The 14820-nt window shown below is 32.9% G+C and carries 14 protein-coding genes and 1 pseudogene; 10 read left to right on the top strand and 5 right to left on the bottom strand.

All coding sequences use genetic code 11. The features are described from left to right. Positions 1–289 (top strand): annotated as a pseudogene (locus ACTF45_RS08890) (indole-3-glycerol phosphate synthase TrpC); the annotation flags it as partial. 59 nt (positions 290–348) lie between these two features. Beyond that, entirely contained in the window at positions 349–1017 is a 669-nt protein-coding gene (locus tag ACTF45_RS08885) for a hydantoin utilization protein A (RefSeq protein ID WP_288348222.1), read from the top strand. Here ACTF45_RS08885 and sodX read toward each other — a convergent pair. From sodX to ACTF45_RS08870, 3 genes are all read right to left on the bottom strand, one after another. Beyond that, complete coding sequence (gene sodX, locus ACTF45_RS08880) at positions 1014–1304, bottom strand: nickel-type superoxide dismutase maturation protease (protein WP_438949825.1); 291 nt, start codon at positions 1302–1304, stop codon at positions 1014–1016. The two genes, ACTF45_RS08885 and sodX, sit on opposite strands and share 4 nt — an antisense overlap. A gap of 58 nt (positions 1305–1362) precedes the next feature. Next, entirely contained in the window at positions 1363–1836 is a 474-nt protein-coding gene (gene sodN, locus ACTF45_RS08875) for a superoxide dismutase, Ni (RefSeq protein WP_288348218.1), read from the bottom strand. A gap of 74 nt (positions 1837–1910) precedes the next feature. Then, positions 1911–2483: an FKBP-type peptidyl-prolyl cis-trans isomerase gene (locus ACTF45_RS08870; protein WP_288348216.1), complete on the bottom strand. Its 573-nt coding sequence runs from the start codon at positions 2481–2483 to the stop codon at positions 1911–1913. 88 nt (positions 2484–2571) lie between these two features. Here ACTF45_RS08870 and ACTF45_RS08865 point away from each other — a divergent pair, with 88 nt between their 5' ends. Continuing rightward, positions 2572–4062 carry an acyltransferase gene (locus ACTF45_RS08865; protein WP_438949824.1) on the top strand — a complete coding sequence of 497 codons (1491 nt, stop codon included), beginning with the start codon at positions 2572–2574 and terminating at the stop codon, positions 4060–4062. Here the strand turns inward: ACTF45_RS08865 and mnmA are convergent. Beyond that, complete coding sequence (mnmA, locus tag ACTF45_RS08860; RefSeq protein WP_438949823.1) at positions 4036–5208, bottom strand: tRNA 2-thiouridine(34) synthase MnmA; 1173 nt, start codon at positions 5206–5208, stop codon at positions 4036–4038. The genes ACTF45_RS08865 and mnmA overlap by 27 nt on opposite strands. Before the next feature lie 45 nt (positions 5209–5253). Here mnmA and ACTF45_RS08855 point away from each other — a divergent pair, with 45 nt between their 5' ends. Next, positions 5254–6822 carry an NAD(P)H-hydrate dehydratase gene (locus tag ACTF45_RS08855; protein ID WP_438949822.1) on the top strand — a complete coding sequence of 523 codons (1569 nt, stop codon included), beginning with the start codon at positions 5254–5256 and terminating at the stop codon, positions 6820–6822. Positions 6823–6962: 140 nt separating this feature from the next. Next, positions 6963–7904: an RpoD/SigA family RNA polymerase sigma factor gene (locus tag ACTF45_RS08850; protein WP_438949821.1), complete on the top strand. Its 942-nt coding sequence runs from the start codon at positions 6963–6965 to the stop codon at positions 7902–7904. A 1-nt stretch (position 7905) separates the two neighbouring features. Here the strand turns inward: ACTF45_RS08850 and pdhA are convergent, their stop codons facing one another. After that, positions 7906–8943, bottom strand: a complete 1038-nt coding sequence (pdhA, locus tag ACTF45_RS08845; RefSeq protein WP_348660047.1) for a pyruvate dehydrogenase (acetyl-transferring) E1 component subunit alpha — start codon at positions 8941–8943, stop codon at positions 7906–7908. A gap of 149 nt (positions 8944–9092) precedes the next feature. Between pdhA and ACTF45_RS08840 the strand changes: the two genes are divergently transcribed. From ACTF45_RS08840 to ACTF45_RS08820, 5 genes are all read left to right on the top strand, one after another. Next, entirely contained in the window at positions 9093–11201 is a 2109-nt protein-coding gene (locus ACTF45_RS08840; protein ID WP_438949820.1) for an IMS domain-containing protein, read from the top strand. Between the two features lie 50 nt (positions 11202–11251). Continuing rightward, positions 11252–12730 carry a signal recognition particle protein gene (gene ffh / locus ACTF45_RS08835; protein ID WP_438949819.1) on the top strand — a complete coding sequence of 493 codons (1479 nt, stop codon included), beginning with the start codon at positions 11252–11254 and terminating at the stop codon, positions 12728–12730. Positions 12731–12784: 54 nt separating this feature from the next. Further along, the gene (gene rpsP / locus ACTF45_RS08830; RefSeq protein ID WP_011132919.1) at positions 12785–13129 is read left to right on the top strand and encodes a 30S ribosomal protein S16; all 345 of its coding nucleotides are present in this window, start codon (positions 12785–12787) and stop codon (positions 13127–13129) included. 34 nt (positions 13130–13163) lie between these two features. After that, on the top strand, positions 13164–14120 hold the full coding sequence (locus ACTF45_RS08825) for a PhoH family protein (protein WP_438949818.1): 957 nt from the start codon (positions 13164–13166) through the stop codon (positions 14118–14120). Between the two features lie 73 nt (positions 14121–14193). Further along, positions 14194–14820: Bax inhibitor-1/YccA family protein (locus tag ACTF45_RS08820; protein ID WP_438949817.1), on the top strand; the 627-nt coding region annotated here is incomplete at its 3' end.

The following is a 14820-nucleotide window of genomic DNA, read 5'->3' as shown; positions in this document are numbered from 1 at the left end:
AGAACTTGAAAGAATATTGAGTTTGAAATCATTTAATTTAATAGGAATAAATAATAGAAACTTGAAGACTTTTAAAACTGATCTAAAAACATCAATAGGAATAATGAGTAAATATTCCGATATATTTTCAAAACATAATATTGTTCCTATTAGTGAATCTGGAATAAATAACTCTGATGATTTAAAAACTCTCAATTCGATTGGAATTAAAGGGGTTTTAATTGGCGAAAGGTTTATGAGGGAAAGTGATATTGAGAACTCTTTTAAGAAATTATTTAACTCAATTTAATTAAAGCTGGATATTTATGCTATAAATCTGAGTATTGTTAAGTTGTATTTTATATATAAATGCAGGTTGTAATATTAACTGGAATTCTTGCTGGATTTATTCATGTGGTAAGTGGCGCTGATCATCTTATTGCAATGGCCCCATCATCGATTACGAGTCCAAAAATTGCGGCGAGAAATAGTATCTCATGGGGCTTGGGGCACTCTTCAGGAGTAATCTTTTTAGCCTTTCTAGCAATTTTCATAAAAGATATTACCCCTTTAAGTAAATTTTCCAACTTCGCTGAATTTTTAGTTGGAATTTCTCTTCTTATTGTTGGATTCTTTGCAATAAGAAATTCTTTACATCTAAACCTTCACTCTCACTCTCATCAACATAATGGTGTAGCTCATCATCATTTGCATTTTCATAGTGAAGACCAAAAAAAACATAATAAGCATTCTCATGCATTGACAGGACTGGGATTACTTCATGGTTTAGCAGGTGGCTCTCATTTTCTCGCAGTTCTTCCAGCATTAGCTTTACCTCTTCCTAATGCATTTGCTTATTTAATTTCATATTTGAGTGGTTCTTTAGCAAGTATGGTTTTGTTTACTTGCCTAATATCTGTAACAACTTTAAATGCAGGTCAAAAATTTATTAGAAGGTTAATAGCTTTTGCTGGTGGATTATCTTTTTCTATGGGCTTGTTTTGGGTCCAAAAAAGTACTTCTCTATTTTTGACCTAGAATATTTTTTTAATTTTTGAAGTAACTATTCCAATTACTTTTTCATTATTAATTAATCCAAATTTATTGCTATCGTCACTGAATTCAATATTATCCCCCAAAACTTCGATACTATTTTTAATGATATTTTTTACTCTTTTAATTAACCTAATATTTTTAAGAGGATGATAGATAATTACTATTTGACCAACTTTCAAAAGTGATTTGTTTTTTATATATTTTTTAAAAAAAACCATGTCACCTTCTTTTAAAGTAGGCAACATGGATTGACCTTTAACTGTTGCTATTTTTCTTAGTCCAAAAAAAAATGCAATTAAATCGTAAAAACTTTTAAAAATAATTGAACTAGCTAGCTTTTACAAAAGCATCACTTCTGCCTTTTGATTCCCAAAAGATGTTATGTATCTTTTCTACATAACTCATCAATTCTTCGGCTTGAGCAAGATCAATATTCACTTTACAAGCACTACATAATTTCGCTGCTTTCCAGATTGTTTCATGTAAATCTGGATAAGTTTCTAAGTGAACGGGTTTAAAGTAATCTGTCCATAAGATTAGAATTTCTTTCTTAGTTTCTTTAGCCTGTTCTTCTTTTACAGCTACAAATCTAGAAAACGTATTACTGTAAGCAGCCCAATCTGCTGAGTCTGTACTTGAAGGAGGAGTAAGAGCAATTAGCTTCTTTGTCATTGCTAATACTGCTTCAGCAGCGACTCTTGTAGAAGCGGGGTCGTAAACACCACAAGGGCCGTCACAGTGTGCATGGACTTCCAATTTGGAACTTTTATTTAAAAGAGAATTGATTAATTTAGTTAACATTCGTTTTTTTATATTTGAATATATCTTACTTCTAGATTAACTAAATTGAAAAGTTTTAGATGTTATTTCTTACTTTAATTGACTTTTAATAATTCAACTTCAAAAATTAAAGTTGCATTTGCAGGAATTACATTTCCTGCTCCTCTTGATCCGTATCCTAGCTCAGGAGGAATTGTTAATTTTCTTTTTCCACCAACTTTCATTCCTGCTACTCCTTCATCCCAACCCTTGATTACTCTTCCTGCGCCTAATGGGAAACTAAATGGCCCTCTGCCAATACTGGTATCAAATTGGGTTCCGTCTTCTAATGTTCCGGTGTAGTTTACAGAAACTGTTTGCCCAGAATTTGCTTCATCTCCCTCTCCGTTAACTATATCTACAATAATTAAACCACTATCAGTAGTTCTAGAATTGCTTTCTTCTTGTGTTTCTTCTGCCATAGCGAAAAGTATTGGGTTTGGATCTGATGGATCTAATTCAAATATATTGGTATTTGAAACATTAGATGATTTTGCAATAGGTGTTTTATTTACGAATTCAGTTTTTGATTCAGCTGCATTAACAACTTGAGGGGAGTTAAATTGACTAAACAGAGTTAATGAAAGGCAAAATACAAAAATCGTAAAACTAATTAAAACTTCTTTCACTTAATTTTAAAAGTCACTATTTCAATTCTACAGAAGAAGGTACAATAATATATCTTTTTAAAAGAATTAATTTAGAAATTTTATATTATTGATTAACACTCAAAATAAAAAGTTTAATAAGTATTTTTATCCATGCCTTGGAGGCATTTTTGGAGGAATTGCTACATCTACGCATTTTTGGCTGCTTTTTATGCCATTATCCATATTTATTTTATGGAGTAGAAGTGATAAAAAATTAGCAAACTTTCTTTGGGGGTTTTTCTTTATTTTAGTAAGTCATTCTTGGCTTTATGAACTTCACCCATTGACCTGGTTAGGTTTTTCATGGATATCAAGTTTAATTATTTCTATTTCAATCTTGTTTAGTTGCTCTTTAATAGGAGGAATATTGGTTTATTTATGGGGTCTTTTAGTTAAAAAAACTCTCCCAAAAAAAGAAATTTCTAATATGAACTCTTTAAGATTAATTATAAAAGTTTTATTGTTATCTTTTTCCTGGGGTATAGGTGAATTCATTCTTTCCCAAACGCCTTTTTTTTGGATAGGTTTAGGGGAAGGAATAGTTCCAGGAGATTTGTATCTTGCGGGATTAGCAAGATGGATTGGTGCGAGTGGTTTATGTGTAGTGCAGTTAACTATAGGTTTTTGGATATACCTAATTTATGAGAAATGGAAAAGAAAATATCATTTTAAAAAAACATTCTTATTTGGGCTTTTGATTCTCGTCCTTTTACATTTTCTTGGAGGTTTTACGAACCCAATTGAAAGAAATAATGACTATCCAGTAGCTCTATGGCAAACTAATATGCCCACAAGAGAAAAAACGAATTTTAAAAATCAATTTATAAATGATAAGTTGATTTCTGCTCAAAAAATTGCTCTATCAAATAATGCAAAACTCCTAATTACACCCGAGGGGACTTTGAATAATAATTTCAATTTAAATTTCAAAAGTAAAATAAGGATGTTGGCAGGAGGTTTTAGAAACTCTAAAAATGGCCTAAGAAGTTCTTTGCTTGGATATCAAATTGGGGATAAAACTTATTCATCTTTTATTGATAAACATAGACTGGTACCCTTGGGGGAGAAAATTCCAGGATTCTTAAATATATTTTCAAGAGGACTATCGGCAGTAGGAGGTATTCAGCCAGGATCAGATTCAAGGTTTTTTAAATGGAAATTTACTCAGCCACTCGCAATAGCAATTTGTTATGAAATTACTGATGGATTTAAAATAAGAAATGCTGTAAACAGTGGGGCAGAACTAATAATTTCAGCAGCTAACTTAGATCCTTATCCAAGGAAGCTACATGATCAATTTCTATCTTTGGCCAGAGTAAGAAGTATAGAAAATAAAAAAGATAATATAATTATTGCAAATACTGGTCCTTCAGGATTAATAAGTGAAGAAGGAAAAATAATTAAACTCTTTGATCCTAATACTGAGCAAAATGATGTTGTAAATCCTAATTTTTCTATTGAAAAAACTTTCTATACAACATATGGGGAACGCCCTTTGTTCTTATTATTTTTGTTTTTAAATGGATTAAATTTATATTTTGGAAAATTCACAAATTAATCCGCCTCCTAATAAAATATCATCTTTATAAAAAACTGCTGCTTGCCCAGGAGTGATAGAGCTTTGGTTATCTTCGAAAATTAATTTAAACTTTTTAGTTATGTTGTCTTCATTTTTTACAGGAATTAAAATTCCTTTTACGGGTTCACTCCGATATCTTATTTGTGCTTCTACTTCTATTTCTTTTAAAGGTGCTTCAATTGAAACCCAGTTTACTTCTTTTATTATGGCTTCTCTTTTAAAAAGATCATTTTTATTTGCGACATAAACTATATTTTTTTGTTTATCTAAACTTTCTACATATAAAGGCTCTGGCCAAGCAATACCTAAACCTTTTCTTTGCCCAATTGTGAAATGTTGAATACCATTATGAGTGCCAAGAATTTCTCCATTAATATGCTTAATTTCACCCTCTTTAGGTTCAATACGATTATCAATAAATTTTTGCATAGATCCATAATGTTCAACTAAACACAGATCTTGACTCTCTGGTTTTTTTGCAGTTCTAAGTCCTAATCTTAAGGCCTCTTTTCTTGTCTCTTCTTTTTTAAGATTTCCGAGCGGAAGTATTAATCTGCTTAATACCTCTTGGGAAAGACTGTAAAGAAAATAACTCTGATCTTTATTTCTATCAGCCCCCCTTAGGAGTAAGAAATCCTTGAATTGGAAATTTTCAGAGTTTTTGATGTTCTCGCAAGAAACTTTTTGAACTCTTGCGTAGTGACCAGTAGCAATATAAGTAAACTCTTTTTGTTTAATAACAAAATTGAGCATTTCTTCAAATTTTACATTTTTATTACACATCGAGCATGGAAGTGGAGTGAAACCGGATTCATATCCCTCAGTAGTCTTTTTAACTACTTCCCTTTCAAAAATTACTCTTGAATCCAATATATTATGATTAATTCCTAAATCTTCACATAGACCTGCAGCGTCAACTAATCCTTCGGAACAGCATGAGCCCTCTCCTTTCATTAACCAAAGAGTTAGGCCTTCAACTTTCCAACCATCTTCTATAAGAAGGGCTGCAGATAGTGAACTATCTACTCCACCTGAAAGACCAACAATTATTTTTTTTTGTTTTTTAGATTTATTATTTATAGAAGAACAGTTCTCTAATTTTTTATCCTTTAAAGTCTTTAACATGGAAATTTAGAATTTTGAACAGTTTTTAATTGCTTTGAACTTATTATGAAAGAAATTGGATGGCCAACAATTGACTCTAAACATCTGGTTGTTTTTTCAAAGCAAATGTTGGATTTAGAGAATGAAATTTTTTCTCAAGGAATGCCTCAAGAGGCGTTGATGGAAAAGGTTGGAATTCAACTATCTAAATGGCTTTTGAAAAGAAAATCTCTTTTAAAAGGGGGAGTAATAGTTTTTTTAGGTCCTGGCCATAATGGTGGGGATGGGGCAGTAATCGCTAAAGAGCTTTTTCTAAAGGGATACCTAGTTAAATTATGGTGCCCATTTCCTTTAAAAAAAACATTAACGATTAATTATGTAAATTATCTTACATCTCTTGGAGTAGAAATATTAGGAGAACCTCCCGATCCTGAAGGGAAAGACTTATGGATTGATGCTATTTTCGGGAATAATCAAAATAGAAAAGTTGATGATGAATTAATTGAATTATTTAATAAAAAATTTAAAAAAGGGTCTGGTAAGGTTGTAAGCATAGATGTTCCAACGGGTTTATGTCCTGATTCTGGGAAACCCTTCTCAAAAAATGCTGTAAAAGCAAACTACAATTTAGTTATTGGACTAAATAAGATTGGATTATTACAAGACGCCGCATTACCTTACATTGGCGAATTACATCACATAGATATAGGTATATCGAGAAGTCAATTATGTAAATTAGAAAGTAAGATTTTAAAAATTACTTATCAAGATTTAAAAACAATTAATCTTCCTTTATTACCAAAAAATTCTTCTAAATATAAAAGAGGTAGAACATTATTAATTGCGGGAAGTGAAAGATATCCTGGGGCAGCACATCTAGTAATAAAAGGAGCTATTTCAAGTGGAGCGGGGTTTGTAGCAGCAATTCTCCCTGATTTAGTTTCAAAATTAATTTGGCAAGTTGAACCAGAAGCAGTAGTTGTAGGAAAACTTAGTAGCGATCCAAATGGAAATTCAATTTTATTCGATGCCTTAAAGGATATTGATTTTTCTAATTATGATTCAATAGTTATTGGCCCAGGAATTGGCTTGAATGAGGATGATTGGGAAAAATCAACACAGTACTTATTAGATTTTAAAGGTTTATTGATTCTTGATGCGGATGCACTTAATAGAATTTCTAAATCAAATTTGGGACCTAAATTTTTCTTAGAAAGAAAGTATGAGACTTGGATTACTCCTCATGATAATGAATTCATGAGGTTATTTCCTGAGATTGAGTGTACTAATAAAATTGAACTAGCTATAAAAGCTGCTAAAGAATTTGATATAAATATTTTATTAAAAGGAGCAAATAGCGTCATTGCCAATAATGAAAATGCATGGCAACTTTTTGGAACTGATTCTGAGACTGCAAGAGCGGGTTTAGGAGATCTTTTGTCTGGATTTATTGGTGGATGTTCAGCAATAGATCTGTCTTATTTGGGAGATAACATTAAGACTGAATCTTTAGCAAAATACGTTTTTTTACACTCTTTTGCTGCATCAAAGTGTAAAAAAGGGTCAAATGCTTCTTTAATAGGGGACCAGTTATCTAAATTAATGAGAAAAACAAAAACGAGGCTAATGTTATGAAAGAAACAATTATAAGGAGTTTTTTATAGTTTTAAACACATAACTATACAATTTATACCTGAAATCTGAAGCAGGTATTAAGTAATCGGCTATTTCCACAAAAGTGTAGGAAAGTTTTAGTACCTCAATCTGGGTAAAAAATGGCTTCATCAGCAACAACATCAACAGAACCGCAAAAAAGAAGAGGTAATGACCCTATTAGTTGGTATCTATCTAATATTGGCCGCGTCCCTTTATTAACACCTGCTGAAGAAATTGAATTGGGTAACCAAGTTCAAAAAATGATGGTTCTAACTGAAGACGGTCAACTAAATGAAAAAACAAAAGAATTTACTCCTCAAGATAAAAGAATCATAAAAATTGGAAGAAGAGCAAAAGAGAGAATGATGAAAGCTAATTTAAGGTTAGTAGTTAGTGTTGCAAAAAAATATCAAGGTAAAGGATTAGAACTTTTAGATCTTGTTCAAGAAGGTTCTTTAGGTTTAGAGAGAGCAGTTGAAAAGTTTGATCCTACAAGAGGATATAAGTTTTCTACTTATGCCTTTTGGTGGATTCGCCAAAGTATGACCAGAGCTATTGCCTGCCAATCCAGAACTATCCGTTTACCAGTTCATTTAAGTGAGAGACTTGCCACTATTAGAAAAATAAGTAGGGAATTAGCGCATAAACTTGGAGCAATGCCAAGTAGAATTGAAATTGCGGAAGCAATGGAAATAGATGTAGAGGAACTTGATTCTGTATTGAGACAAGCTCTATCTACAAGTAGTTTAGACGCACCTGTAAATGGTGATGATGGCAGGAGTTTCTTGGGTGACCTTATTGCAGATAGTAATAATGAAGAACCTCTAGACCAAGTCGAGCAAAAGATGCATCAAGAGCAGTTAGGAAAGTGGTTAAGTCATTTAAGCGAACAAGAACAACATGTTCTGAAGTTAAGATTCGGGTTAGATGGAAATGAGAGACATACCTTAGCAGAAATAGGAAGGTTATTAGAAGTCTCGAGAGAAAGAGTAAGACAAGTGGAACTTAAGGCTCTTAGAAAACTAAGAAATTTAACTAGAAAATTACCTAGCGGAATTTAACTTAATCTTCGGCCCAAATATATTTAGTTAATTCGTTAGAAGGCGGTTCTGGAGCATCTAGAGCATTTTTAACAGATTCAGAGATTTCTAAATCTATTTTCTTCTCTATATTCTTTAATTCTTCTTCTTTAGCAAAATTTCCTTCTATCATCTGATTAGCTAATTTCTTAATAGGATCCCTTTTGGCCCAGAATTCTTTTTCTTCTTCAGCTCTTAATTCATCCGGATCAGCTAAAGAATGACCTCTGAATCTGTAAGTTAAACATTCCAGTAATGTTGGACCCTCTCCAGCTCTTGCTCTTTCAACAGCTCTTTGAGCAGCTCCCCTCACAGCTAATACATCCATCCCATCGACTTCTTCACCATGCATACCGAAAGCTGATGCTTTTCTCCATATTTCTGGGTTGCTTGTAGCTCTGTCGTGAGCCATTCCAATAGCCCATTTATTATTTTCAACTACAAAAATTATTGGTAATTTCCATAATTGAGCCATATTCAAACATTCAAAGAATTGTCCATTATTACAAGTCCCATCTCCAAAGAAAGCAGCTGTTACAGAGTCACTTTGATTGTCACCTACAACTTCTTTTTTGTATTTACTTGAAAAAGCTGATCCCAAAGCAACTGGAATACCTTCTCCAATAAAAGCGTATCCTCCTAATAAATGATGCTCCTTTGAGAACAAATGCATAGAACCACCTCTGCCTTTACTGCATCCTGTTGCTTTACCGAATAATTCACTCATCACTTCAAAAGATGGAACACCTGCACTAAGCGCATGAACATGATCGCGATAGGTACTACAAAACCAGTCATGCTTCCTTTTCATTGCACCTATCACACCAGTACTGATTGCTTCTTGGCCGTTATAAAGGTGTACGAAACCAAACATCTTACCTCTGTAGTACATCTCCGCACATTTATCTTCAAATCTTCTACCAAGCGTCATGTCTTCATAGAGAAATAATCCGGTTTCACGATCTAACTTCGCTTTTTTTAAGTCCTGAAGATTTGAAATTCTCTCTACGTGTGTTTCCAAGAAAATACCTTAATGAAGTTTTGGTTTGTTAACATTCTAAGCCTCAATGGACGATTTTCATGTTTTTTTTTAATAACTCTCCAAGACATTATGAAAAAAAATTATAAATTGATAAAATTCATCTAAAGGATTTTCAATAGGATATTTGTTTGGAACTTCCATTAGATCACTTTCGTTTAATAGGCGTAAGCCCCTCAGCAACATCTGAGGAAATATTAAGGGCTTTCCAATTACGCTTGGATAAAACTCCTGATGAAGGATTCACGTACGAGGTTTTAACTCAAAGGTCAGAATTGCTTCGCCTTACTGCAGATTTGCTTACAGATCCAGATAGTAGAAGAGATTACGAAAATTTATTGTTAAATGGAGCATCAGGTTTAGATTTATCTTCAAATAGAGAGGTTGCAGGATTAATTCTCCTTTGGGAATCGGGCTCTGCTAAAGAAGCCTTTAAAATAACAAGAAAAGCATTGCAACCCCCTCAAACCCCTGCATTGGGTAGCAGTAGAGAAGCTGATCTTACCTTGTTAGCGGCTTTGACATCTAGAGATGCGGCGATACAAGAACAAGATCAAAGATCTTACTCAAATGCTGCAGATTTTTTACAAGAAGGCATACAGCTTCTTCAAAGAATGGGCAAACTAGGGGATTTACGGAAAACTCTAGAGGAGGACTTAGTGTCGCTTCTTCCGTATCGAATTCTTGATTTGTTAAGTAGAGATTTAAATGAATATGAGTCGCATAAAAAAGGTTTAAGTATGCTGGAAAATTTAATAATCAAAAGAGGTGGATTAGAAGGGAAAAATAAATCTGAATATAATGATTATCTAAATCAGCAAGAATTTGAATCTTTCTTTCAACAAATAAAGCCATTCTTAACTGTTCAGGATCAGATAGATTTATTTTTAGAATTACAAAAAAGGGGTTCAAGTGAAGCGGGATTTTTAGCTTTTTTATCTTTAACAGCAATTGGTTTTGCAAGAAGAAAACCTGCAAAATTATTCGAAGCTCGAAAAATATTAAAAAAACTAAATTTATCAGGACTTGACTCAATGCCATTAATAGGTTGCCTTGATTTGCTTTTAGCAGATGTTGAGCAATCCTCAGCGAGGTTTTTAAGTAGTTCCGATGAGAAGTTAAGAGATTGGTTAAATAATTATCCTGGAGAAAAATTAGAAGCAATATGTATTTTTTGTAAAAATTGGTTAGAAAATGATGTTTTGGTTGGTTATAGGGATATTGATTTAAAAGAAATCGATTTAGACTCTTGGTTTGAGGATAGAGAAATCCAAGAATTTATTGAGCAAATAGAAAAGAAGTCAAATAGAACTGTATTTAAGTCTGGGCCTCAAAATAAACCAAATTTTAAAGCACAAGAATCTCTAAAAGATTTAAGTACGGAACCTGATTTCAATTCGGACAATTTTGAAGAAGGACGATTACCTTTGCCTGGTGGAGTAAAAGAAGATGATCAAGAAGTTATTGAAGAAAATATTTATACAGATGAGATTATTAAAAATAAATCAATAGAGTTTTATAAGTACGCAATGGAAAAGATTGCCGAATTAAAATTTGTATTTGGAGAAGCGTTAGAGAACTATAGAATATTTAATAAATCTCCCTACCTAACATATCTTTATGCCTTTTTAATTTTATTTGCTTTTGGCATAGGTGTTGGACTTGTAAGAAATAATCTCAAAAAACCTGCACAGGAAAAAGAAATAATTGATAGCTCATTATCTATAAATGAAAATAAGAATGTCTTTAATGAAGTTTTAAACCAAGACGATAAAAAAAAAGTTCTCGATAAATCAAAAATTATTCTCCCAGAAAATACAGAAAAAATTTCTTTTTCAGGAGGAGAAATAAAAACTGCTTCTCCCTCCTTAGAACAAATTGAATATTTAATTAATACATGGCTTGTAAATAAAAGTAAATTTCTAGCAGGAACAAGTGAAATTAATTTATCAAAGATAGTTCAAAATGATTTGATTAATAGATTAACGAATGAAAGACAACTTGATATTCAAAAAGGCATCTACAAAAATATAAATACTAATATTGAAAATATTGTACTTTTAACTCAAACTGCATCCAGAATATCAGTATCAGTTGACTTGAAATATACAGAAAAAATTTTAAAAACTGATGGAGAACTGATAAATGAAACAACTTTTACTCCTTTTTTGAAAGTTAAATATATTTTAGGTTTCTCAAATAACTCCTGGAAATTAGTTGACTACATAAGTGGTGTTTAGGATTAGCTATTACTATCATCTATAATATTAAAAATAAATAATCATAAATAATGTTTGATGAACTCTCTTCACGCTTTGAAGACGCCGTTAAGGGTTTAAGAGGTGAAGCCAAAATTAGCGAAAATAATATTGATGATTCTTTAAAGCAAGTTAAAAAAGCATTGTTAGATGCTGATGTTAGTTTATCGGTGGTTAAAGAATTTGTTTCAGAGGTAAAAGATAATGCTATTGGAGAAGAAGTCGTAAGAGGTGTTAATCCAGGACAGAAATTTATTGAAGTAGTTAACAAAGAATTAATAAATATTATGGGAAATGAAAATTCCCCATTAATTGAAAAAGAAACGACACCTACTGTTATTTTGATGGCAGGTTTACAAGGTGCTGGGAAAACAACAGCAACAGGTAAATTAGGCCTTTATTTGAAGGAGAAAGAAAAAAAGGTTTTATTAGTTGCAGCTGATATTTATAGACCTGCAGCTGTTGAACAACTTAAGACAATTGGTAATCAATATGAGCTAGAAGTTTTCTCAGCGAAAGAAAAAAATAGTAAGCCTGAAGAAATAGCAAGGGATGCTTTGAGCTATGCCAATGAAAATAATGTAGATACCTTAATTGTTGATACTGCTGGAAGATTGCAAATAGATGAATCAATGATGGGCGAAATGGTTCGAATAAAAGAGGTTACAAAGCCTGATGAAGTTTTACTGGTTGTAGATTCTATGATTGGTCAAGAAGCAGCTGATTTGACGAAGTCATTTCATGAAAAAGTTGGAATAACAGGAGCAATATTAACTAAGTTAGATGGCGATTCAAGAGGAGGAGCTGCACTTTCAATAAGAAAAATAAGTGGAAAACCAATCAAATTCATAGGAACTGGTGAAAAGATAGAAGCATTGCAGCCATTCCATCCTGAGAGAATGGCAAGCAGAATTCTGGGCATGGGAGACGTATTAACACTTGTTGAAAAGGCACAAAAAGAAGTGGAGCTTGCTGATGCGGAAGTAATGCAAAAGAAACTTCAAGAGGCAACTTTTGACTTTAATGATTTTGTTAAGCAAATGAGATTAATGAAGAGAATGGGATCACTTGGAGGCTTAATTAAATTAATACCAGGGATGAATAAAATTGATGATGGAATGATAAAAAATGGGGAAGAACAATTAAAAAAAATTGAATCAATGATCTCTTCTATGACTTTAGAAGAAAAGCAAAAGCCAGAAGTCCTTGCGGCTCAACCATCAAGAAGACAAAGGATTGCACAAGGCAGTGGATATCAAGCAAAAGATGTTGATAAAGTACTTGCTGATTTTCAAAGAATGAGAGGTTTTATGAAACAAATGTCAAATGGTGGAATGCCAGGAATGGGTGGAATGCCAGGAATGGGTGGAATGCCAGGAATGGGTGGAATGCCAGGAATGGGTGGAATGCCAGGAATGGGTGGAATGCCAGGAATGGGTGGAGGAAATGGTAATAAATCATTTAAAAAACAAAAATCAAATAAAAAGAAAAAAGGTTTTGGGGATTTATAGTTTATGAATAGCTACCTTCAAATGATATTATTAAGTAATCTGTACTAATTTAAAATGATTAAATTGCGCCTTAAGCGCTTTGGAAAGAAAAAAGAAGCAAGTTTCAGGATCGTTGCATGCAATAGTACTTCCAGAAGAGATGGAAGACCTCTTCAAGAATTAGGTTTTTACAATCCAAGAACTAAAGAAACTAGGCTTGACACAGAAGCATTAAGAATCAGGCTTACTCAGGGAGCACAACCTACCGATGTTGTAAGAACTTTATTAGAAAAAGGTGGATTACTAGAAAAGAAAGTTAGACCTTCCATAGCTATTGGTAAGGCTAAGTTGGAAAAAGAAAAGATTGCAAAGGCCAAGAGTAAAGAAGCTGAAAGTGATAGTAAAGAAGCTGAAAGCTAAAAAATTGTCAAACTTATTATTATTTATTAATTAGATGAAAGAAGTTTCCAAAACTGGTCACTTCACTATAGATTTGCCAAGCTCGGATGCTGCTACTGCGTTATCGGGTCCTGGGAATTCTTTTTTAAAAAAATTTGAATCTCTTACAGGTGTCTCCCTAACTATTAGAGGTTTACAACTCGAGTTGAATGGAGTAATTCCTAAACTTGAAAGAGCATCTGCATTGGTAGAGCTAACAAGACCAATTTGGGAACAAGGATTAGAAGTACCAGAAGTGGATCTTAAAGCTGCTCTAAGTTCCTTAAATATGGGAGAATCTTCTTCTCATGCTGAGCTCGGGAAAAAGATTCTAGCTCGTTCAAAAGAAGGGAGATATTTAAGGCCTAGAACTATAAGACAAAAAGAATATGTTGAATCTATTGAGAACTTTGATTTAACTTTCGCTATTGGTCCAGCAGGTACGGGTAAAACATTTTTAGCAACCGTTTGTGCCGCCAGATTATTAAAGGAGAAAAAAATCGAAAAAATTGTTTTAACAAGACCAGCTGTAGAAGCTGGTGAAAATTTAGGATTTCTGCCTGGAGATTTGCAGCAAAAAGTTGATCCATACTTACGACCTTTGTTTGATTCTCTACATAGCATTTTTGGAACCGACAAAACAAATTCGTTAATTGATAAAGGCATTATTGAAGTCGCACCACTGGCATTTATGAGAGGAAGAACACTAGATAATTCTTTGGTTATTTTAGATGAAGCTCAAAATACTACCACTTCTCAAATGAGAATGTTTTTAACTAGATTAGGTGAAAGATCAAAGATGGTCGTGAATGGTGATATTACTCAAATTGATTTAAAAAATGATCAGTTAAGTGGTTTAGTGGAAGCATCTAAAATATTTTCTAATACTGAAGGAATAAAGTTTTGTTATTTAACTGTTGAAGATGTGGTTCGACACCCTTTAGTTCAGAAAATTATTGAGGCTTACAAATAAAATATTATTTGGGTGAACCGTACACTGAAATATAAAAAATTAGGTAGAATAGATTCAATTAAAAGGTATAAAAATGCCAGCTAGTAGTAATTTTAATCAAGCCATTCGCGATGCTCAATCTAGTTCTATCGTTGGACCTAATGTAGTACAGAAAGCTCTTCCTTATGTAGGTGGAGGAATGGTTCTAACTTCTTTAGGTGTATTAGCAGGTGTCTCACTTATAGCAACAAACCCTTCATTATTTCAACCTCTTTCTATTGTCGCTCTAATAGCTGAATTGGTTTTATTTTTCGTTGCAACAAGTGCTGCTAACAACGCGAACAATTCAAAAGCTCTTCCTTTGTTAACTGGATTCAGTTTATTAACTGGATTTACGTTAAGTGGAATAGTAGCTTTGGCAATCGGAACAATTGGTATTGGATCTGTTGGTACAGCTGCACTAGCAACAGGTATTACTTTTGTAATAGCTTCTTATACAGGTCAAAGGATGAGCGATAGTGTTGGACAAGCTCTAAGCGGAGTTGTTGGACTTGGCTTAATTGGTTTATTGATAGCAATGTTTGTTCAATTAATCGGCGGATTCTTTGCTCCAGGAGTATTTGGAGGTTCAGGTCTTGAACTCATGATTGCAGGATTTGGAACGGTTTTATTCGTTGCAATGTCTTTTTTAGATTTTTACACAATGCCAAGAAGATATAAT

The organism is Prochlorococcus sp. (assembly GCF_965655815.1).
In the GTDB taxonomy this organism is placed as follows: domain Bacteria; phylum Cyanobacteriota; class Cyanobacteriia; order PCC-6307; family Cyanobiaceae; genus Prochlorococcus_A; species Prochlorococcus_A pastoris.
This window is presented reverse-complemented; position numbering and strand designations above follow the sequence as displayed.